The sequence below is a fragment of the Chryseolinea lacunae genome (assembly GCF_016735595.1).
Taxonomy (GTDB): Bacteria; Bacteroidota; Bacteroidia; order Cytophagales; family Cyclobacteriaceae; genus Chryseolinea; species Chryseolinea lacunae.
Window position 1 is genome coordinate 883,154 of sequence record NZ_JAERRB010000001.1, and the last position, 19,926, is coordinate 903,079.

Below are 19,926 nucleotides of genomic sequence, written 5' to 3' on the forward strand. Positions count from 1 at the left end.
ACAAGTCGGGGCCTTCTGTTTTTCTATTCGTTATTAATAACGCTTCCGTTTGGAGTCGCTGAATTTGTTGCCGCGTTTGAAGGGGGGAGGTCCACCCGATGTGCGGCCTCGCTTGAAGTCGCGGCCCGACGATTCGCGTCCGCTGGACTCTTTTCGTTCGGTGGCTTCTACGCGCACCTGGCGTCCTTTGTATTCGATGCCCTGAAAACCGTTGGTGATCTCGGCTACTTTATCTTTATCCACCACTTCGAAAAACGAATAGGCCCCTTTCAGTTCGATGTGGCCAATGTGTTGCTTGGAAACACCGCTCACGTCGTCGATGAGGGCAAGCATGTCGCCTTTCTCCATGCCGTCCATTTTGCCGAGGTTGATGAAGAAGCGTGTGCCGGTGCTGCTGTAGCGGGCACCTTCACCACCTTCGCTGCTGCGACGGTCGTCGAGGTTCAGGTCGGGCGCATTGCGGTAGTAGTCGAGGAAACGATTAAATTCAATCGACGCAAAACGTTTGATGAGCTCCGGTTTGGTGAGGTCTTTCAGTTCCTCATAAACGGCAGGCAAAAATTCGCCGATCTCTTCTTCGTTCACTTTCACTTCGCGCACTTTGTGCATCAGGGCCAGCAATTGCTTTTGGCAAACGGCTGCGCCGGTGGGCACCATCATGCGTTTGAAGGGCGACTTCAGTGTTTTTTCGAGCTGCTTCACTTTGCCCAGCTCTCTGCGCGAGATCATGGCGATGGAAATGCCTTTCTTGCCAGCGCGCGCGGTGCGTCCGCTGCGGTGGGTATAGAATTCCATTTCGTCGGGAATGTTCATGTGGATCACGTGGCTGATGTCTTCCACATCGATGCCGCGGGCAGCCACATCGGTAGCCACCAGGATCTGCAACGAACGTTGGCGGAACTTCACCATCACGCGGTCGCGCTGCTGTTGGGTGAGGTCACCGTGCAGGGCGTCGGCATTGTAGCCATCCTTCATCAACATTTCAGCGATGCGCTGGGTGTCGATGCGGGTGCGGCAGAAGATGAGGCCGAAAATCTGAGGGTTGTCGTCGAGAATGCGTTTCAGGGCGGGATACTTGTCTTTCTCCTGCACCATCACATAGCAATGTTCGATGTTGACGTTGCCGGTGTTTTGTTCGCCCACCGTCAGTTCGAAGGGATCGCTCATGTAGTTTTTCATGATCGACTTTACTTCGCGCGGCATGGTGGCCGAGAACAACCAGGTGCTTTTGGTTTCGGGCGTGAACGACAAAATTTTGTCGAGGTCTTCTTTGAAGCCCATGTTCAGCATTTCGTCGGCTTCGTCGAGCACCACATATTGAATGGTGCTGAGGTTGATCGCCTTGCGGTCGATCAGGTCGATCAGACGGCCGGGTGTGGCCACAATGATTTGCGCGCCTTTTTTCACTTTCCGGATTTGTTCGCTTATGCTCGAACCTCCGTAGACAGCAACAATATTAAACGACTTGAATTTCTCTGAAAAATTTTCGAGGTCGTTCGCGATTTGCAAGCCCAACTCACGGGTGGGTGCCAGCACTAAAGCCTGTGTATCGCGACGGACGTCATCTACTAATTCGAGCAATGGCAATCCAAACGCAGCGGTTTTTCCGGTGCCGGTTTGTGCCAGGCCTACAAAGTCACGGTTTCCTTTTAATAAGACAGGGATAGCTTTTTCCTGTATGGGAGTGGGAGTTTCAAAGCCTATTTGCAGCACCGAATCTACCAGTCCCTTGGACAGGCCCAAGGATTCAAAAGATTTCATTAAAGATTTATTAAGGGGCAAAGGTACGTTAATTTACCCAGATAACCCGGACGGGCCTAGAGGTCAGGCATTACCGGAGGTGTTGGTGAGCCGCGGCGCAATAAACTAGCGCACAAATCAACATTTTCAGACAAAAGGCACCCCAAAATTAAGTTGACAATTAAAAGATCTCAATTATATTTGCGCTCCATTTAGGGGGATTAGCTCAGCTGGCTAGAGCGTCACGCTGGCAGTGTGAAGGTCATCGGTTCGACTCCGATATTCTCCACTAAATTTTAAAAGCCGGTTTCACACCGGCTTTTTTTATGTCCACCCTTTTTTTCCAGGCATCACGCCTCACGCCACCCCCGGGGTTCGCCCCTATTTCAAAACCGGCACAGCCGACACTTTCGCCACCATTTGTTTGATATGCTTTTCGGCCGAGAACACATTTTCATATGCGGCGCGAATCACGTGGTCGGCATCCAGCAGGTAGGTGGTGCGTTTGGTGAAAAAATCCATAAAGGGCGGAGTTGTATCGTATGCGCGCGACACCTTCCCATCCGGGTCCGACAACAAATCGAAAGGCAGCCTGAGCTGCGCCTTGAACTGGTGATGCGTCGGAATGTCGTCGCGGCTGATGCCCACAATGGTGATGTTCAACCCCTCAAACAACTCGAAAGTGTCGCGAAAGCCACACGCTTCCTTTGTACAACCCGTGGTGAAATCTTTCGGATAGAAATAGAGAATGCAGGGTTTGCCTTTTGTGTCGTGATAGAGCGAGAAGTTTTTTCCGGAAGTTGATGCGATCGAGAAATCGGGTGCTTTTTGACCTATTGTCAGTGCCATGTGTGTTGTGTAGGTTTTGATAATCATTTACGCAGAAACCAACAGGTTTGGATTTCAATTGACACCTTCGCTACTGAAACCAGTTGCTTTCATTGCCCAACCGGGTGAGTGCAGCCCACTCGACTGAGTTCTGAGCTGAACCGGTTATGCTTTTTTTTACTGAACCGGGTGGACAAATAACTGAACCGAGTGAGTTCTGAACTGATTACGGGTGGTTGTTGGATGCCATATTCTCGCACCACAAGACTTACTGCATGTGATTCCGATCAATAAACTCCTTAAACGATTTTTTATACGTGTCGCCAATCGGCAGAATGGCCTGACCGATTTGCACATCGCCTTTGTGAATGACGTCGATGGCATCGAGCGACACGATGAATGAATTGTGGATGCGTATGAATTTTGACGCGGGCAGTTGCTCTTCCAGGGCTTTGAGGCGTTGCAGGCTCACCACCTTTTGTGTGCGTGTGTGTATGGTGACGTAGTCTTTCAAGCCCTCCACATACAGGATGTCGTCGAGTCTCACCTTCACCAGTTTTGTTCCGTCTTTCACAAACACAAAGGGCGCGGCGGCATCGGCGGTTGGCTTTTCCACAACCACGGTGGTGGTTTTGGATTCGAGGCGTTGAATGAGTTTGTCGACGGTGCGCAGGAAACGTTCGAAGGTGATGGGTTTGAGCAGGTAGTCGGCCACGTCGAGTTCATAGCCTTCCAGGGCGTATTCAGAGTAGGCTGTGGTGAGCACCACCAGTGGTTTTTTTTGCAACACTTTCAACAACGAGATGCCGGTGAGTTCGGGCATTTGCACGTCGAGAAAAAGAATGTCAACAGCGTTGTTGCGTAGCACTTCCAGGGCTGCGAGGGGACTGGCACAGGCTTCCACCAGGTGAAGCGACGGCACTTTGCGCACATACTCGATCATGAGGTTGCGCGCCAGGGGTTCGTCTTCTGCAATCACGCAGTTGTATTTCACGCGAGGGTGAGGTTTAGTTGCACCATGTATTTGTCAGTGTTCTCGGTCACGTCCAGTGTATATTGTCCGGGATAGCTCAACTCCAGTCGGCGTTGCACATTTTGCAGGCCGATGCCCGACTTCTCGCCGTTGCTTGCGGCCATGGTGGGTTTGCTGTTTTCTACGGTGTAGGTGCAGCGCGAGCCTTCCATGCGGATCACGAGGTTCACCCATGCGTTGGGGTCGCTGTTGTTCACGCCGTGTTTGAATGCATTCTCCAGAAATGTAATAAAAATCAGGGGAGCAATCCAGATGTTCTCCATGTTGCCTTCGAGTGTGAATTTGATGGGGATCTGGTTGTTGAGGCGCAGGCGTTCCAGGCTGATGTAGCTCTGCATGTAGTCGATTTCTTTGCTCAACAAAACCTTGGGATGGTTGGACTCATAGATCATGTAGCGCATCATCTGCGAGAGCTTGGCGATTACCTCGGTGGTGTTTTCTGATTTGGTGTAGGCCAGGTAATAGAGGTTGTTCAGCGTGTTGAACAAAAAATGTGGGTTGATTTGTGCTTTCAGAAAATTGAGTTCGGCGGTGAGCTTTTCGTTTTCTACCGCTTTCTTCTTCGACTCCAGTTCAAACCAGTCTACGGCAAAGCGAAGCAGGCCCACAAAGATGACGATGAACAAGGTGACGGCCGTGATCTGCACCACAAAGAAGCTGGAGTAGAAATAGTCTATATGACCGGCAAACTTATCGGCCATGTAGCGTTGCAAATACACACGTGCGGTGATGAGGGCTGCGAAGGGAATGGAAAATTCGAACACATAGCGCCACACGTTTTTGCTTTTGAGAAAGCGGGGCCAGGTGAAGAAATAATTAAAATAGGCGATGAGCATGGTGAACACCAACTGCACAATCATGGAGCCGATGAGGTTTCCCCAATCCCAGCCACGGTCGCGCTGAAAAACGTTGATCTGGTAGACGTTGAACGACAGGTAGACGCACCAGAACGACAGGTGCAGAAACACCACGCGATTACGATTCACAAATGAAGACATCGGCGCATTTTTTTATTGCCACCAAAGGTAGCCCTTCCAAAAGAATCCAACCGTCGTTCTCACGGATTTTCTACCGTTTGCACAATTTGATCGATCCATGCCTGTGAAATGCCCTACCTTGCGGGCCGGTCGAAAAACCGCCGTATCGGTCGAGGAAATGGAGTCGATGGTATAATATCATCCCGGCCATACCAACAAAAGAATTTGTTTTGCAGTTAAACCGATTGGGCACGTCCACAAGCGTGGCTGAAAAGTGTTGTTGATTTCCAATATGTATACCTTAATCATGAAAAAGTCAGTACTCCTATTTTTTGCGTTCGTCAGTATTTTTGGCAGCGTGGCAGCCCAGGCACCCGGTGGTGCTCCGGCAACGCAGCCGGTCATTCAAAAAGGAAATGCCAAGCTCAGCGGCACCGTCATTGATGCCGACGATAACACACCCGTAGAATTTGCAAACGTAGCCCTGCTCGATCCCGCCACCGGCAAACCGGTTGACGGCGGCGTGTGCGACGACAAAGGAACCTTCTCGCTCACCAAAGTGGCCGAAGGCACCTACACCGTATCCATCTCTTTTATCGGCTACGAACCACAAACCATCACCGGCATTAAAGTCGACAAGAAAGCAGACCTCAACCTGGGCGTTATCAAACTCAGCACCGGCGCCAAAGTGCTGAACGAAGTTGTGGTGGAAGGTCAGAAGCAACTGGTGGAAGAACGCGTTGACCGCACCATCTATAATGCAGAGAACGACCAGACCACAAAAGGCGGCGACGCCACCGACGTGTTGAAACGCGTGCCCATGCTTTCGGTAGACATGGACGGCAACGTGACGCTGCGCGGCAGCCAGAACATTAAAGTGCTCATCAACAACAAGCCCTCCACCATCATGGCCAGCAGCATCGCCGACGCGTTGAAGCAAATTCCGGCCGACCAGATCAAGACGGTGGAAGTGATCACATCACCTTCCGCAAAGTATGACGCCGAAGGCTCGGGAGGTATCATCAACATCGTGACCAAGAAAAACACGTTGCAAGGTGCCACACTGAGTGTTGACACGGGGGTTGGTCTTCGCGGTTCGAACCTCGGTTTGAATGGCAGCTACCGCAAAGGCAAGATGGGCTTCTCGCTTGGCGGCTGGGGTCGCACAAACTATAACGTGACCGGAAGCTTCGACAACACCCAAAACATTTTCGACGCCAACCGCACCCCGATATCCACCACACAGCAACGCGCCGACACCCGCTCTAACGGCTTGTTCGGAAACTACACGCTGGGATGGGACTACGACATCGACAAGAAAAATTCACTGGCAGCTTCCGTGCGCTTTGGTGCACGCAACAACAAAAGCTATCAGGACAATCTCTATACACAAACCACCAACTTCACACCCGACCCCGACAGCTCGTTCACGGTGTTGCGCGATGCCTTCACAAAAGATCTTTCCAACACGGTGGATGTGAACCTGACCTACACCCGCACGTTCGACAAACCACAGCGCGAATTCAGCATCCTGGCGTTGTACAGCAAGAACAACCGCACCAACAACTTCGACAACCGCACCAAGCAGGTGAACGACCTCGATAACTTCAGTGGCGTGTTGAACCTGAACAACAGCTACAACCAGGAATCAACCATACAAGCAGACTATCAAACGCCACTTGGCAGCAATCAACTGTTGGAGATGGGCGCGAAAGATATTATGCGTAAAGTGTATAGCAACTTCTCCTTATTTGAAGATCCCGATGGCGACGGTCAGTATGTTCTGAATACTGAAAAAGATTTCAGCAATAACCTGAACTACAATCAGAACATTGCATCTGGCTATCTTTCATACACACTATCAACAAAAAGTGGCTATGCCATCAAAGCAGGCTCGCGCTACGAATACACCACCATTGACGCTTACACAAAAACAGAAGACAACATCAACATTCCTTCATACGGTGTTATTGTTCCGAGCGTGAACGTTTCGCGCAAGTTGAAGAATGGCGGCATGGTGAAAGCGGCCTACAACCGCCGCATCCAACGTCCCTCTATTCAGTTTTTGAATCCAAACATTCAGGCATCAAACCCGTTGAGCATCACGCAAGGAAATCCTTCGCTGAATCCGGAATACACAAACAACTATGAGTTGTCGTATAGCACCTTCATTCAGGGAACCTCGCTCAATTTCACGTCGTTCATGCGCAACACCACGGGATCAATTCAGAGCGTGCGTAATCCCACAGGTGACCCTGTCTATCCGGGGCAAATCCGAACAACCTATGAGAACATCGGAACTGAAGACGCCTATGGTCTCAGCGTTTTTGCCAACGTGAACATCGGCAAGCTGTCGCTCAACGGTGGCTCGGATGTTTACTACGCGAAGCTCGACAACCATGTAGATGCACAAAACCAAGGCTGGGTGGCCAGTGGCCGTCTGTTTGGTAGCTACAACCTCAACAAGGGCTGGGGCTTCCAGTTCTTCAGCTTCTATCGCGGACGCCAGGTGCAGCTGCAAGGTTCGCAAGGCGGCTTCGGAATCTACAGTCTTGGCATCAAGAAAGACATCAACGACAAAAAAGGAAGTATCGGCTTTGGTGCCGAAAATTTCTTCACACCCAACTTCCGCATTCACGGCAACATCACCACACCAACCATAGAGCAGAAGAGTCTGAACATCAATCACACCATGAGTTTCCGCGTGAACTTCAGCTATCGCATCGGCAAGATGTCGGTTGATGCACGTCCCAAACGCAGACGCTCCATCAACAACGACGACTTGAAAGACGGCGGAGACGGTGGTGGCGACGCTGGTGGCCAGCAAGGCGGTGGCGGTGGCCAACGCTCTGGTGGTGGCGCACCCGCTACGGGTCAGCGTGCCGCTGGCATAGCAGCAACAACAGCGCCTGCACTTCCTCCGGCCGATGCAGCCGCGGTGGTGAATGCTGCCGGCAGCTGGAGCTACACCGTTGATTCGCCTCAGGGTGGCGACGGCACCATCACCATCGTGAAAGAAGGTGAAGGCTACACCGGCACCATCACCAGCCGTCGTGGCACCAACACGCTCTCGGATGTGAAGGTGAATGGAAACGAGATCACGTTCCACTACGATGTTAACTCACCCAACGGCACCATGACCATCCAGACCAAAGCCATCATCGATGGCGACAAGATGACGGGCAACATTGCCGTGGGTCAGTTCGGAACCTTCCCGCTGCAAGCCACACGCGCTGCACAAGAAAAGAAATAAGTAAAAGCAGATACAAACAAAAACGTCCTGATCTCTTCGCGAGGTCAGGACGTTTTTGTTTTTAAAGAAAGATTTCGTTTTTCAGGCAGAAGCCTGTGCCGCCTTTTCTGCCAGCGCGCGAATGGCGCGCACCCGATCGGGATCGACAGTTCGCAATTTAAATTCTGCGCCTTCTTCAGAACCCATGCCCGCAATGTTTGGATTGCGATAGGTCATGAGGCTGTCGGTGGTGCTGGCAGCGGAGAAGTGAATTTCTTTTGCACCGGTCTTCGACACGATTTCTTCCACGGTGTTTTCATTCACACCCGAGCCCGGCATGATGGCAATGCGGCCGTTGGCGCGTTTGATCAACTCGGCCAGAAGGTCGAGGCCTTGCACCGCCTGCATGTGTCGACCCGATGTGAGGATGCGGTCGAAGCCCACTTCGATGCAATCTTCCAACGTTTGAAAAGGATCTTCGGTCATGTCGAATGCGCGGTGACACGTCACTTTCAGCGGGCGGGCCTGGTCGATCAGTTCCTTGCAACGTTTTTTATCCAGCGTTCCGTCGGGATTCAAAATGCCCAGCACAATGCCATCCACACTCAGCTTCTGGCATTGCGAGATGTCGCGCTTCATGGCGTGAAACTCATAGCTCGAATAGCAGAAGTCACCTCCGCGCGGACGGATCATAACAAACACATCGATGCCCAGATTTTTGCGCACCACGTCGATGGTGCCGGGGCTTGGGGTTGTGCCGCCGTCGCCGGGGTTGTCGCAAAGTTCAATACGGTCTGCTCCGCCTTCTTGCGCTTTCAGGGCGGCGGCGATGGTGTATACCACAATTTCTACGGTCATCAGAAGTTGCTTTTAGAATCAAAGAGTTTATTTCCGGAGGCATCGTGCACGGCATAGGTGAATCCCTTCTGCAAACAGTAGGCACCATACTCTCCGTTTTTGTTGAGGGCCAGAAAACCCACCTGCACTTCTTTTGCCCGTGCAGGATTTTTTTGAAGGATGCGCTCCACCGCCAAACGGCATGCATCCTGTGGCGAGTTGCCTTGTCGCATCAGTTCCACCACCAGGTGGCAGCCCACAATGCGGATCACTTCTTCGCCCACACCGGTTGATGTGGCGGCGCCGATTTCGTTGTCAACATATAATCCCGCGCCAATGATGGGCGAGTCGCCCACACGGCCACGCATCTTGTAGGCCATGCCGCTGGTGGTGCAGGCGCCCGACAGGTTGCCGCTGGCATCGAGGGCCACAATGCCGATGGTGTCGTGGTTCTCGATGTTGGCGATGGGTTTGTATTCCGATTTTTTCGTCCAATCCTTCCACGCCTTTTCAGATTCTTTGGTGAGGAGTTTTTCTTTTTTGAAACCGTTGGCCAGTGCGAACTGCAACGCGCCGTCGCCCACCAGCATCACGTGTGGTGTTTTTTCCATCACCTTGCGGGCTACAGAAATGGGATGGACAATGTGTTCGAGGTAGGCCACCGAACCACAGTTGCCGTGTTCGTCCATGATGCAGGCATCGAGGGTCACGTGACCATCGCGGTCGGGCAAGCCGCCCAGGCCTACAGACGTTTCTTTGGGGTCTGCTTCGGGCACGCGGGCTCCGGCTTCCACGGCGTCGAGGGCACGGCCGTTTGCCGAAAGCACTTTCCAGGCTTCCACATTGGCGGCCATCCCGAAGTTCCAGGTGGAGATGACGATGGGTTTGTTAAGGATTGACGGAGCGGCCAGGCCTGACGCAGCAGGCAGCATACCCACACCGGCACCCAAAGCAGAGAGCTTCAGGAAGTCGCGGCGGGTCTTGTTGTTGGTGGACATAAAAGTTTAGGTTTTATTCGTGCAGTACGCGGCGCGCGCCGCGAAAGCGTTTCTGATAATATTCGGCATACAGGTTTGTTTCCACCACGCCCAGGGTGCTGGACGAGTGAATGAACTTGATGTCTTCCTTGCCGCGCACGTCGGTGACCAGGCCCACGTGTGTGACTACTTTTCGTTTCTTGCCCGTGGCAAAAAACACGAGGTCGCCGGGAAGGAGGTCGTTCATTTTCACTTCCTCGCCAATCTTGCTTTGCGCCTCCGAACTGCGAGGCAGCGAAACGTTTACGGCCTGAAAGGAGTTGATGAGCAAACCGGAACAATCCATGCCGGACCGGGTGGTGCCGCCATACCTGTAGGGTGTGCCAATGAAGGTGCGTGCTGTGGAGATTACTTTGTCAACTTTCGTCTCCCGTTCGGATGCATTTCGGGCACGGTGTGCGGCGCAGGAACCCAGAAAAACTGTTGCAGCCAGGACCCCGTGAACAAAAAGCTTTTGACTAATTTTGAGGTGAAAAAATGGCATCGCTCAAAGTTTAAAAAATAAGAATACGTAAATATAAATCATTCATGGCATTTGCAGAAGTTTCTACCGACCTCATCGCACAATTCGACGCGATTGTAGGCACGGCCAACGTGATTATCGACCCCGCGAAGCGCTACGACTATTCGCACGACGAAACGGAAGACTATTCGTTTCTGCCCGATGTGGTGCTGAAGCCGGGCACACCCGAAGAGATTAGCCGCATCATGAAACTCTGCCACGAACACGCGCTGCCCGTAACACCCCGCGGCGGCGGCACCGGCCTGAGCGGCGGCGCCCTTCCTCTCGAAAAAGGCGTGGTGATTTCGATGGAGCGCTTCAACAACATTCTCGACATCGACGAGCTGAACCTGCAGGCCACCGTGGAACCCGGCGTGATCACCGAAGTTTTTCAGAACGCCGTGAAAGAGAAAGGCCTGTTCTATCCACCCGACCCGGCAAGCCGCGGCACTTGTTTTATTGGCGGCAACGTGTCTGAAAACAGCGGCGGCCCCAAGGCCGTGAAGTATGGCGTGACACGCGACTACGTGCTGAACCTGGAAGTGGTCTTGCCCACGGGCGAAATTATCTGGACCGGTGCAAACGTTTTAAAAAACTCCACAGGCTATAACCTCACACAACTGATGTGCGGCAGCGAAGGCACACTGGGCATCATCACCAAAATTGTGTTCAAGCTGCGCGGCCTTCCACAGAAGTCGGTGCTGCTGCTCATTCCGTTCTCTACCAACGAAGAAGCCTGCAAGGGCATCGCCGAAATTTTCCGCGCAGGCGTGACACCCTCGGGCATGGAATTTTTTGAACGCGACGGCGCCATGAAAACCATTGACTACTGCGAAAAGATATACGCGGCCAAAGTGACCACACCCTTTCCCGAAAACATGAACGCCTACCTGCTCTGCGAACTCGACGGCAACGACGAAGAGGTGCTGATGCGCGACGCCGAACGTGTGATGCTGACGGTAGAGAAATTTGAAGCAGGCGAAATTCTGTTTGCCGAAACCGCCGCCCAGATTGAAGAGCTGTGGAAGATCCGCAAAAACCTCTCCCCTGCCGTGAACGCCTACACCCTCACCCGTGCCGAAGATGTGGTGGTGCCCCGCGCCAACCTGCCCAAGCTTATTGTGGGCATCAAAGAAATCGGAAAGCAATACGGCTTCAACTCCGTGTGCTACGGTCACCTGGGCGACGGCAACCTGCACATCAACGTGATGAAGGAAGACATCAACGAAGAAGACTGGAACACGAAAGTGGTGGATGGCATCGGCGAGATCTTTAAACTCACCGTGGCCCTGGGCGGAACACTCTCCGGCGAACACGGCATCGGCATCGCAAAGAAGCCCTACATGCACCTGGCCATGAAGGAAGCAAACCTCGAAGTGATGCGGGGCATTAAGAGAGTATTTGATCCGAAAGGGATATTAAATCCGGGGAAGATATTCTGATTGAAAAATACTTACTTCTATCACTTCATCCTAAATCATTGTTGAGCTTTGACAACCGTTAGACAACTACTGAACCAAAAGAGCGTCCGCAGAATGCTCATCGTCACAACACTGTGCCTGATGAACATCGCCCTTCATGCGCAAAACGGATATGTAATTTTTAAGAATGACTCTGTTAAACGCGGATTTATAAAATACATCCGCATGCCTTCCGGGAAGCCTGGCTTCGAACTGTGGAAAACAAAGAAGGACAAGACTCCGCTAAAAATACCAAAAGACGCGCTGAAGGAATACGCAGTCAATAAAGATACATTCAAAATACTGTATGGCTTCCGTCCCTTTCCAAAGGAAGATCTGAGTTTCGCCATGGTCGAGGCAAAGGTGGTTGCACAGGGTAAGATTGAACTCCTGCACATCCTTGCGTATCCTCAGGAACAAGTGATGTTCAACGGCACTGTCAGTGGCACGGCTGGTCCTGGCATTATGCCCTTTACGATGCCGCTTCATGACTATGGGATGGACAATCGTAAAAATATGTATGTCATCAGTGATCCGGAACATGCAACGCTCGAGGGAATTCCGGCCAACAAGTTAAAATTGCGTGAAGCACTCCCCATCTTCTTTCCCGACAATTTCCTTACGGAGTATCAGCAAAAGAATGGCGTGGTCAAATACAAAGACTTGCCGGCGCTGGTGAAAGCCTTCAACGCGTTGCCATAGCCGCGGCGATTCACTATCTTTCTTTCACGTCAACCCAACCCTGCAAGGTCTCTCGCCCATGCACATGGCATTGAAAGAAATATGGCCGCATGCTTCGCTCGCTTCGTTTGTGCGGCTCTATCGCATCGTGGACTTTGAATTTGACGACGACACGCCCGTTCCTCCAAAAGTATATCCACCCCGCCCCGAGCAATGCATCCAGTTTTGCCCCACGCCTTCCTATATGGTGTATGCGGGAAGCGACACGGTGATACGGCCGAAGAACGCCTTTATTCAAGGCCAGCACACCACCGTGAACTATCGCTACAATTTCAGGCGGCTGCTCACGGTGCAGGCCGTGTTTCAACCCGGCGCACTCTTCCGGTTGCTCGGCATGCCGCAAACCGAGATACTGGACCAGCTTGTGGAAGCCGAAGATATTCTGGGACCGGCCGTGGCCCACGTAAACGAACAGATCTTCGAAGCAAAAGACCATGCCACCATGATTGCCGTCGTTGAAAAATTTCTGCACGGCCTAATCCGGAAATACAAGAAAGACGCGCACCCGATGGACGTTGTAATGCAACACATGCTTCAGCCCGATGCCAGCCAGAACCTCGACTACTTTGTGGACCGCGCCAACCTGAGCCATCGCCAGTTTGACCGGAAGTTCATTGAGCGCGCGGGCGTTGGCGCGAAAGAATTTCTGCGCGTGGTTCGTTTCTATAAAGCCTATCTCCTGAAAAACCGTTACCCCGATCTTGACTGGCTCTCCATTGCCCTTCACTGCGACTGCCACGACTACCAACACCTCACGCGCGACTACAAGGATTTCACCGGCTACACCCCGGCGCAGTTTTTTGCGCTGGGTTCGCCCGAACGCACGCTGGGTTCGGAAGAGGTGTATTGAATGTCGGATTTTTACCACCAGATCATTTTGTGCGACCGGCATCTTTAGGTCATTAAAAAACATCCTCGCACAGATATGAAACGAAAAAAATTTCTGCTCGCATCGCTGGCCACACTACCGGCGATAGCCTCTGCCCCAACGTTGCTGGCCGCTTCGCGCAGCAAGACACCCTTTGTGGTCGACGCCGGAAAACCACGCCAGGGAGAACCCGTAAAATTTATGGGCATGCACCCCAACGAATTAAAAATCTCCAGTCGCGACACCGACGGCGAACTCTCGGTGTTTGAATACGTCGGCCTTGCCAAAACAGGACCACCGTTGCATGTGCATTTTGAACAGGACGAGATCTTCTACATTGTGGAAGGTGAGTATCGTTTTGTGGTGGGCGAAAAAACCATGCAGCTCAACGCTGGCGACACGGTTTTTCTTCCGCGCAACATTCCGCACACCTGGCTGCAACTGACGGACCGCGGCAAACTCATCTACTTTCTGCAACCGGCAGGCAAGATGGAAGAGTTCTTTGCCTACATGAACAAACTCACCACCCTGCCTTCGCCCGAAGAGATGGAGAAAGTGCATCGCCAACACAACATGAGCGTTGTGGGTCCGCCGCTAACACTATGATTGTTTCCTCGCGTGTTCAAACGCATCGCCATCGGCACCTTCGAACCCCGGAGGTGCCGTTGTTTTTTGAGGCAGGGCGAGTCGATCGATATCTTTCCTTTCATTCAACGTGTTTTCGACAATTAGAAATATCCATTAAAGATCCAATTCCGGTGCTCTTCAGTTCTTTCAATACTCTGACTAACTGGTTTTTGGCAACAAATTGGCGCGACTGTCAGCCATATTAGCCTTGTCCCGTTTCTCACATTTTATCTTCATCCGATGCAAAAAAAAGGGTAGTATCGAAAACGTTTTCAAAACCACCCCTCATGTCATCCACATCCATCCTTGTTATTGGCAGCTCGAACACCGACATGGTGATCAAGGCCGATACATTTCCCGGGCCGGGGGAAACCATTCTGGGAGGTCAGTTCTTTATGTTTCCCGGCGGCAAGGGCGCCAACCAGGCGGTGGCAGCGTCGCGTCTTGGAGGCGACGTGACGTTCATCGCCAAGATCGGCAACGACATTTTCGGGAAGCAGGCGCTTCAGCAATTCAAGAAAGAAGGCATCCGCACCGACTTCATTGTGGCCGACGCAGAGCATCCTTCTGGTGTTGCGCTCATCACCGTAGATGCCAACGGCGAGAACACCATTGTGGTGGCGCAAGGTGCAAACGGCGCACTGACCGCCGAAGACGTGAACAAGGCCTCGTCTGAATTTTCGCGTGTGGCCATTTTGCTCATGCAACTTGAAATTCCCATCGACACCGTGACACACGCTGCGCGACTCGCCAAACAGGCAGGCAAGAAAGTGATTCTCAATCCCGCGCCCGCGGCCGTGTTGCCCGAGGCGCTTTTCAAAGACCTGCACATCATCACCCCAAACCGTTCGGAGACGGAAACGCTCACGGGCGTTGTCATCAAAGATGCTGCGAGCATAGAAACTGCTGCAAAGCGTCTGAAGGCAAAAGGCGTGGAACACGTCATCATCACCCTGGGATCGGAAGGCGCCTATCTCTACAACGACCAGGGCGGACGACACATCGACACCCCTACTGTGAAAGCGGTCGACACCACAGCCGCCGGCGATGTGTTTAATGGCGCACTCGCCGTGGCCCTGGCCGAACAGATGACGCTCGATGAAGCCGTGGCGTTTGCCAACCGGGCCGCGGCCATCTCCGTCACAAAAATGGGCGCGCAGGCTTCCGCACCCTATCGAAAAGAACTAATGTCTATCCTATGAAAAAAACAATCGTCCTGCTCTTGCTTGCTGTCACCACCATGACCCTGGGCCAGGAGAAAAAAAATTTGAAGAGCACACCGGCATCCGGCATGATCACGCTTTCGAAAGATGTGCTGAAAGACAAGATCATGGGCGGCTGGGCAGGTCAAACCATTGGCGTCACCTTTGGTGGGCCAACCGAGTTTCGTTTCTGCGGCACCATGATTCAAGACTATCAACCCATCGAATGGTATGACGGTCTTCTGAAGAACGCCATGCTGAACAACCCCGGATTGTATGACGACATCTACATGGACCTCACCTTTGTGGATGTGTTCGAGAAAAAAGGATTGGACGCTCCTCTTTCCGAATTTGCCAACGCCTATGCCAATGCCGGGTATGCGTTGTGGCACGCCAACCAGGCCGGACGCTACAACATCCTGCACGGCATTACTCCACCCAAGTCGGGACACTGGCTCAACAACCCGCACGCCGACTGCATCGACTACCAGATCGAAGCCGACTTTGCCGGCCTCATGTCGCCGGGCATGCCCAACGCGGCTTCGGAGATCAGCGACAAGATCGGCCACATCATGAACTATGGCGACGGCTGGTATGGTGGTGTGTATATGGGCGCGATGTATACGCTCGCCTTCACCTCGTCAGACATTCCCTTCATTGTGGAAGAAGGCCTGAAGACCATTCCCGCCGAGAGTCGCTTTCACCACGTGATCAGCGATGTGCTCAAGTGGCACAAACAATATCCCCGCGACTGGAAGGCTACGTGGTTTGAAATTGAAAAGAAATACACCGAAGACATCGGCTGCCCCGAAGGTGTGTTTGTTCCCTTCAACATCGACGCCACCGTGAACGCCGCCTATGTGGTGTTGGGTTTGCTTTATGGTGAAGGCGATTTCACAAAGACATTGGAAATCTCTACACGTGCGGGCCAGGATTCGGATTGCAACCCCTCGTCGGCCGGCGGCATTCTTGGCGCCATTGTGGGTTACAAAAACATTCCCGCCTATTGGAAGATGGGCCTTGCCGAAGCCGAGCCGCTGGATTTTAAATACACCACCATGTCGCTGAACGACGTCTACACCATCGGCTACAACCATGCCCTGAAGATGATTGAAAGAAACGGCGGCAAAACGGATGGCACCAGCGTTTCCATCCGCGTACAACAACCGAAGACTGTTCGGTTTGAACAAAGCTTCGAAGGGCATCATCCCGTATCAAAAAAAGAGATCCGGAAAATCTTAACCGACGAATACACGTTCGACTTTGAAGGCATCGGCTTTGTGGTGCGCGGCGAATCGGCAAAATGGATGGCCACCGAAACCTATGTAGCCAAAGTGGAAATGTATGTAGACAACGCCCTGATAGAAACCCTGGAGCTGCCCGCAGCCTTCACCACGCGGCGCTATGAATTGTTCTGGAAATATCAGCTTCCCCGCCAGAAACACACGGTGCGCCTGAAGATTCTGAACACCGACGGGAAAAATCCGGTGCACTTGAACGAAGCAATCATCTACGACAACAAACCCGCAGTCACCACACATCCTTAACCCATCACCAAGCCCATGTTCATTCTTGAAAGTTATACGGTCGCTGTGTTGTTCTGCTTCATCACCATGCTTTGCTGGGGGTCGTGGGCCAACACACAAAAACTGGCAGAACGCTCGTGGCGCTTCGAATTGTTTTATTGGGACTATGTGCTGGGCATCTTCCTGATGTCGTTGCTGTTCGCCTTCACGCTGGGAAGCAACGGCGAAAGCGGTCGTGGTTTTCTCGACGACCTGGCACAGGCCGACAGCAGCAGTTTGCGTTCAGCATTCATCGGCGGTGTGATCTTTAATCTTGCCAACATCCTGCTCATCGCCGCTATTTCCATTGCGGGCATGTCGGTGGCGTTTCCGGTGGGCATCGGCATCGCGTTGATCTGGGGTGTGCTCGACAACTATCTGAAAGTGCCGGCGGGAAATCCGGCCATCATTTTCACAGGTGTTATACTCATCGCCATCGGCATCGTGGTGAACGCCGTGGCATACAAAAAACTGACCGGCAGCACACAGAAAGTTTCTTCGAAAGGACTCATCATTTCTGTGATTGCCGGTGTGCTCATGGCGCAGTTCTATGGCTTTGTGGTGTCGGGCATGACGCAGAATTTTGATACACCCGCTGTCGGCAAACTCACGCCCTATACGGCCATCGTTATTTTTTCGGCCGGTATTCTCGCCAGCAACGTCATCTTCAACACCGTGCTGATGCGCATGCCCATTGCCGGAGCCCCGGTAAGTTATGGTGACTATTTCAAAGGAAATCTGAAGAGTCACATCACGGGCATTTTGGGCGGCATCATCTGGTGCGTGGGCATGTCGTTCAGCATTCTTGCATCCGACAAAGCGGGGCCAGCCATATCGTATGGATTGGGACAAGGCGCTGTGCTGGTGGCCGCAGTGTGGGGCGTTTTTATCTGGAAGGAATTTAAAGCAGCGCCCAAAGGCGTGAACGCGCTACTCTACATCATGTTCATTTGTTTCTTCGTCGGCCTCAGTCTGCTGGTGTATTCGAAAGCAGCGTGATTACTTTTTTTAAGAACACAACACACAACCCTACTTCTCTCATGCGACTGCTATTCATTCTGCTCTTCTCCATCAGCTTGGCCACCCACGCACAAAAAACAAAGCCGGTCAAGATCATTCTCGACACCGACTTTGGCAATGACTGCGACGACGCGGGTGCGCTGGCCATGCTCCATCAAATGGCCTACAACGGCGAAGCGGAAATTCTCGCCACGGTCTATCCCATGAACGACGACATGGGTGCAGCCGCCATCGACGCCGTGAACACCTACTATGGCAAACCCAACATTCCTGTGGGCACCTACAAAGGCGACTATGTTTACAAAGGCAAACACAACGATTTTTATAACAGCCGCCTGGCCGCATTGCCCAACGACGTGAAGTCCGGCAAGAACGCGCCCGATGCTGTGGCGTTGTATCGCCAGATCCTTGCCGCCCAGCCCAACCACAGTGTCACCATTGTGGTGGTGGGTCCCCAGCGGTTAGTGGCCGACCTTCTCCAGTCAAAACCCGACGCATCGAGCAAACTCGACGGCATGGCGTTGGTGAAAAAGAAAGTGAAACAGCTGGTGTCGATGGGCACTGAATATCTGAAAGGCAACGAGTGGAACATACGCATTTGCCCCGATGCCGCGCAGCGTGTGGAAAAAGAATGGCCTACGCCCATTGTGTATTCAGGCTTCGAAATAGGCAAAGCCATCATGACGGGCGAACGACTCATCACCGAAACACCCGAAGACAACCCGGTGCGCATCGCCTTCGAAACCAACCCCATGGTGACACCCGAAAAGAACCGCCAAAGCTGGGACGAAACAGCCGTGCTCTTCGCCGTGCGCGGCCTCCGCGACTACTGGACCCTCGGCACCGGCCTTCCCCACATTGCCGACGACGGAAAAAATGAATGGACCACATCTACCACCGGAACGCGTCACTACCTCATCGCGAAGAAGCCGACGGGCGACATGAAGAAAGTGTTGGAAGACATGATGGTTGCTCCACCCAAAAACAGCACCGCAAAGCCTTAACGAGTTTTAGCATCCGAACAGATCACGTCCAGATCGGCATGCCTTTGTCGAACTCGGCCACGTTGTGGCGGATCACGGCTTCCAGATCGTTTGTGTTTTGAAAGACCCGTGTCTGGCGTTCGGAGCTGTTGCCCCGCTGGGCAATTTCGTTTACGCGCGCCAGGTAGTCGGTGCAGTTCAGCGCCTGCGCATAGGGCTCCAGTTTTTTGATCCAGTCGGCAATGTCGTCGCGCATGCCTTTGGCTTTGCCGCGGCGTGTGGGAATCATTTCGGCATCGAGGCCATAGCGTATGGCTCGCCATTTATTTTCGCGAAAGATCCAGCGACTCAGGTAGGTGTATGATTTTGTCCACTCCTCCTCATGATCGCGAAACCAATGCGCCAGCACGTGAATGAACGTGACGATGCCAAGTGTTTCATAGAGCGTGGCTGGCTCGTCACAAAAGCGAAGCTCCAGCGTGCCATAGTGCGGACTAGGCCTGAGGTCCCACCACAAATCTTTCATGCTTTGAATGGCCTGTGTTCTCAACAGGAAGCGGTAGAGCTTTTGAAACTCCTTCCAGTCTTTCACCAGGTAGGGCATGCCCGCCGTGGGCAACGATTCATAGGTTGTGGGTCGGCACGACGAGAGCCCTGTGTATTTGCCTTGCCAGAAAGGCGAGCTTCCCGACAGCGCCAGAATGTGGGGCAGGAAGTGCATGAAGAAATAGTTGTAGCGAATGCATGCATCGCCCGAGGGCATGCCAATGTGCACATGCATGCCATAGACGGCCATGCGCCGGATGAGCCACTGGTTGCGGTCGATAAGTTCGTTGTAGCGTTTTGACGGTGTGATGAGCCGCTCGCGATAGTCTGCTAAAGGATGCGTGGCGGTGGAAGCAATCTTCAGGTTTAAGGTGTGGGCCTTGGCCGACACTTTCTGAAGCGAATGTTTCAGGTCCGATTCCACGGCATGTGTGTTGGCGCAGATGCCGGAGATTACTTCCAGCGTGCTCTGAAAAAATTCGAGCTGCAGTTTGTCGTCGTCGCCGCGGTCTATCACTTCGTTGGCGCGGGGCGTCAGCAACAGGCTTTCGCCATCCAAAACCTGCAACTCAAGTTCCACCCCAAGCGTGAGTTCTTTGGCGCTTGTCTTGAAGTTCAGCAGACCTGGTTTCTTTTTCTTGTTGTCCATATCAGGTTTTTCATCACAATAGCTATCGATTCAGGTTTCAAACCGTTGTAATAATGCAAAAAGCACCCGCTTTGTTTTG

Annotated in this window: 17 protein-coding genes and 1 tRNA gene; 10 read left to right on the plus strand and 8 right to left on the minus strand. The window is 52.6% G+C overall.

What is annotated here, in order from left to right; genetic code table 11:
• Nucleotides 1–33: 33 nt before the first annotated feature.
• Entirely contained in the window at nt 34–1,761 is a 1,728-nt protein-coding gene (locus tag JI741_RS03405) for a DEAD/DEAH box helicase (protein WP_202007382.1), read from the minus strand.
• Between the two features lie 194 nt (nt 1,762–1,955).
• Here JI741_RS03405 and JI741_RS03410 point away from each other — a divergent pair.
• Nucleotides 1,956–2,029: transfer RNA gene (locus JI741_RS03410), tRNA-Ala, on the plus strand.
• A gap of 92 nt (nt 2,030–2,121) precedes the next feature.
• Here the strand turns inward: JI741_RS03410 and JI741_RS03415 are convergent.
• The 3 genes from JI741_RS03415 to JI741_RS03425 all read right to left on the minus strand — a co-directional run bounded on the left by JI741_RS03415 (nt 2,122) and on the right by JI741_RS03425 (nt 4,599).
• A complete protein-coding gene (locus tag JI741_RS03415; protein ID WP_202007383.1) occupies nt 2,122–2,589 on the minus strand; it encodes a peroxiredoxin in 468 nt (155 codons plus the stop codon).
• A 247-nt stretch (nt 2,590–2,836) separates the two neighbouring features.
• On the minus strand, nt 2,837–3,562 hold the full coding sequence (locus JI741_RS33005) for a LytR/AlgR family response regulator transcription factor (protein ID WP_202007385.1): 726 nt from the start codon (nt 3,560–3,562) through the stop codon (nt 2,837–2,839).
• A complete protein-coding gene (locus tag JI741_RS03425) occupies nt 3,559–4,599 on the minus strand; it encodes a sensor histidine kinase (RefSeq protein ID WP_202007387.1) in 1,041 nt (346 codons plus the stop codon). The genes JI741_RS33005 and JI741_RS03425 overlap by 4 nt, the downstream gene beginning before the upstream one ends.
• Nucleotides 4,600–4,885: 286 nt before the next feature.
• On the opposite strand from JI741_RS03425, the gene JI741_RS03430 reads away from it, so the two are divergent.
• Complete coding sequence (locus JI741_RS03430; protein WP_202007389.1) at nt 4,886–7,831, plus strand: TonB-dependent receptor; 2,946 nt, start codon at nt 4,886–4,888, stop codon at nt 7,829–7,831.
• A gap of 81 nt (nt 7,832–7,912) precedes the next feature.
• Here the strand turns inward: JI741_RS03430 and JI741_RS03435 are convergent, their stop codons facing one another.
• The 3 genes from JI741_RS03435 to JI741_RS03445 are packed head-to-tail and all read right to left on the minus strand — an operon-like array spanning nt 7,913 to nt 10,168.
• On the minus strand, nt 7,913–8,668 hold the full coding sequence (locus JI741_RS03435; protein ID WP_202007391.1) for a copper homeostasis protein CutC: 756 nt from the start codon (nt 8,666–8,668) through the stop codon (nt 7,913–7,915).
• Nucleotides 8,668–9,645 (minus strand): isoaspartyl peptidase/L-asparaginase family protein, encoded by a 978-nt coding sequence (locus tag JI741_RS03440; RefSeq protein ID WP_202007393.1) that lies wholly within the window; start codon nt 9,643–9,645, stop codon nt 8,668–8,670. The genes JI741_RS03435 and JI741_RS03440 overlap by 1 nt, the downstream gene beginning before the upstream one ends.
• A gap of 13 nt (nt 9,646–9,658) precedes the next feature.
• Nucleotides 9,659–10,168: a C40 family peptidase gene (locus JI741_RS03445; RefSeq protein WP_202007395.1), complete on the minus strand. Its 510-nt coding sequence runs from the start codon at nt 10,166–10,168 to the stop codon at nt 9,659–9,661.
• A 44-nt stretch (nt 10,169–10,212) separates the two neighbouring features.
• Here JI741_RS03445 and JI741_RS03450 point away from each other — a divergent pair, with 44 nt between their 5' ends.
• From JI741_RS03450 to JI741_RS03485, 8 genes are all read left to right on the plus strand, one after another.
• Nucleotides 10,213–11,628 carry an FAD-binding oxidoreductase gene (locus tag JI741_RS03450; RefSeq protein ID WP_202007397.1) on the plus strand — a complete coding sequence of 472 codons (1,416 nt, stop codon included), beginning with the start codon at nt 10,213–10,215 and terminating at the stop codon, nt 11,626–11,628.
• Between the two features lie 93 nt (nt 11,629–11,721).
• Nucleotides 11,722–12,348, plus strand: a complete 627-nt coding sequence (locus JI741_RS03455; protein ID WP_202007398.1) for a hypothetical protein — start codon at nt 11,722–11,724, stop codon at nt 12,346–12,348.
• A 58-nt stretch (nt 12,349–12,406) separates the two neighbouring features.
• Nucleotides 12,407–13,237 carry a helix-turn-helix domain-containing protein gene (locus JI741_RS03460; RefSeq protein WP_202007400.1) on the plus strand — a complete coding sequence of 277 codons (831 nt, stop codon included), beginning with the start codon at nt 12,407–12,409 and terminating at the stop codon, nt 13,235–13,237.
• 75 nt (nt 13,238–13,312) lie between these two features.
• The gene (locus tag JI741_RS03465; RefSeq protein WP_202007402.1) at nt 13,313–13,861 is read left to right on the plus strand and encodes a cupin domain-containing protein; all 549 of its coding nucleotides are present in this window, start codon (nt 13,313–13,315) and stop codon (nt 13,859–13,861) included.
• Between the two features lie 308 nt (nt 13,862–14,169).
• The gene (gene rbsK, locus JI741_RS03470; RefSeq protein WP_202007404.1) at nt 14,170–15,084 is read left to right on the plus strand and encodes a ribokinase; all 915 of its coding nucleotides are present in this window, start codon (nt 14,170–14,172) and stop codon (nt 15,082–15,084) included.
• Nucleotides 15,081–16,631, plus strand: coding sequence for an ADP-ribosylglycohydrolase family protein (locus tag JI741_RS03475; protein WP_202007406.1), 1,551 nt, complete (start codon nt 15,081–15,083; stop codon nt 16,629–16,631). The genes rbsK and JI741_RS03475 overlap by 4 nt, the downstream gene beginning before the upstream one ends.
• Nucleotides 16,632–16,646: 15 nt before the next feature.
• Nucleotides 16,647–17,648 (plus strand): GRP family sugar transporter, encoded by a 1,002-nt coding sequence (locus JI741_RS03480; RefSeq protein ID WP_202007408.1) that lies wholly within the window; start codon nt 16,647–16,649, stop codon nt 17,646–17,648.
• A 41-nt stretch (nt 17,649–17,689) separates the two neighbouring features.
• Nucleotides 17,690–18,673 (plus strand): nucleoside hydrolase, encoded by a 984-nt coding sequence (locus JI741_RS03485; protein ID WP_202007410.1) that lies wholly within the window; start codon nt 17,690–17,692, stop codon nt 18,671–18,673.
• Between the two features lie 22 nt (nt 18,674–18,695).
• Here the strand turns inward: JI741_RS03485 and JI741_RS03490 are convergent, their stop codons facing one another.
• Nucleotides 18,696–19,847: a carboxylate-amine ligase gene (locus JI741_RS03490; protein ID WP_202007412.1), complete on the minus strand. Its 1,152-nt coding sequence runs from the start codon at nt 19,845–19,847 to the stop codon at nt 18,696–18,698.
• Nucleotides 19,848–19,926: the final 79 nt, after the last annotated feature.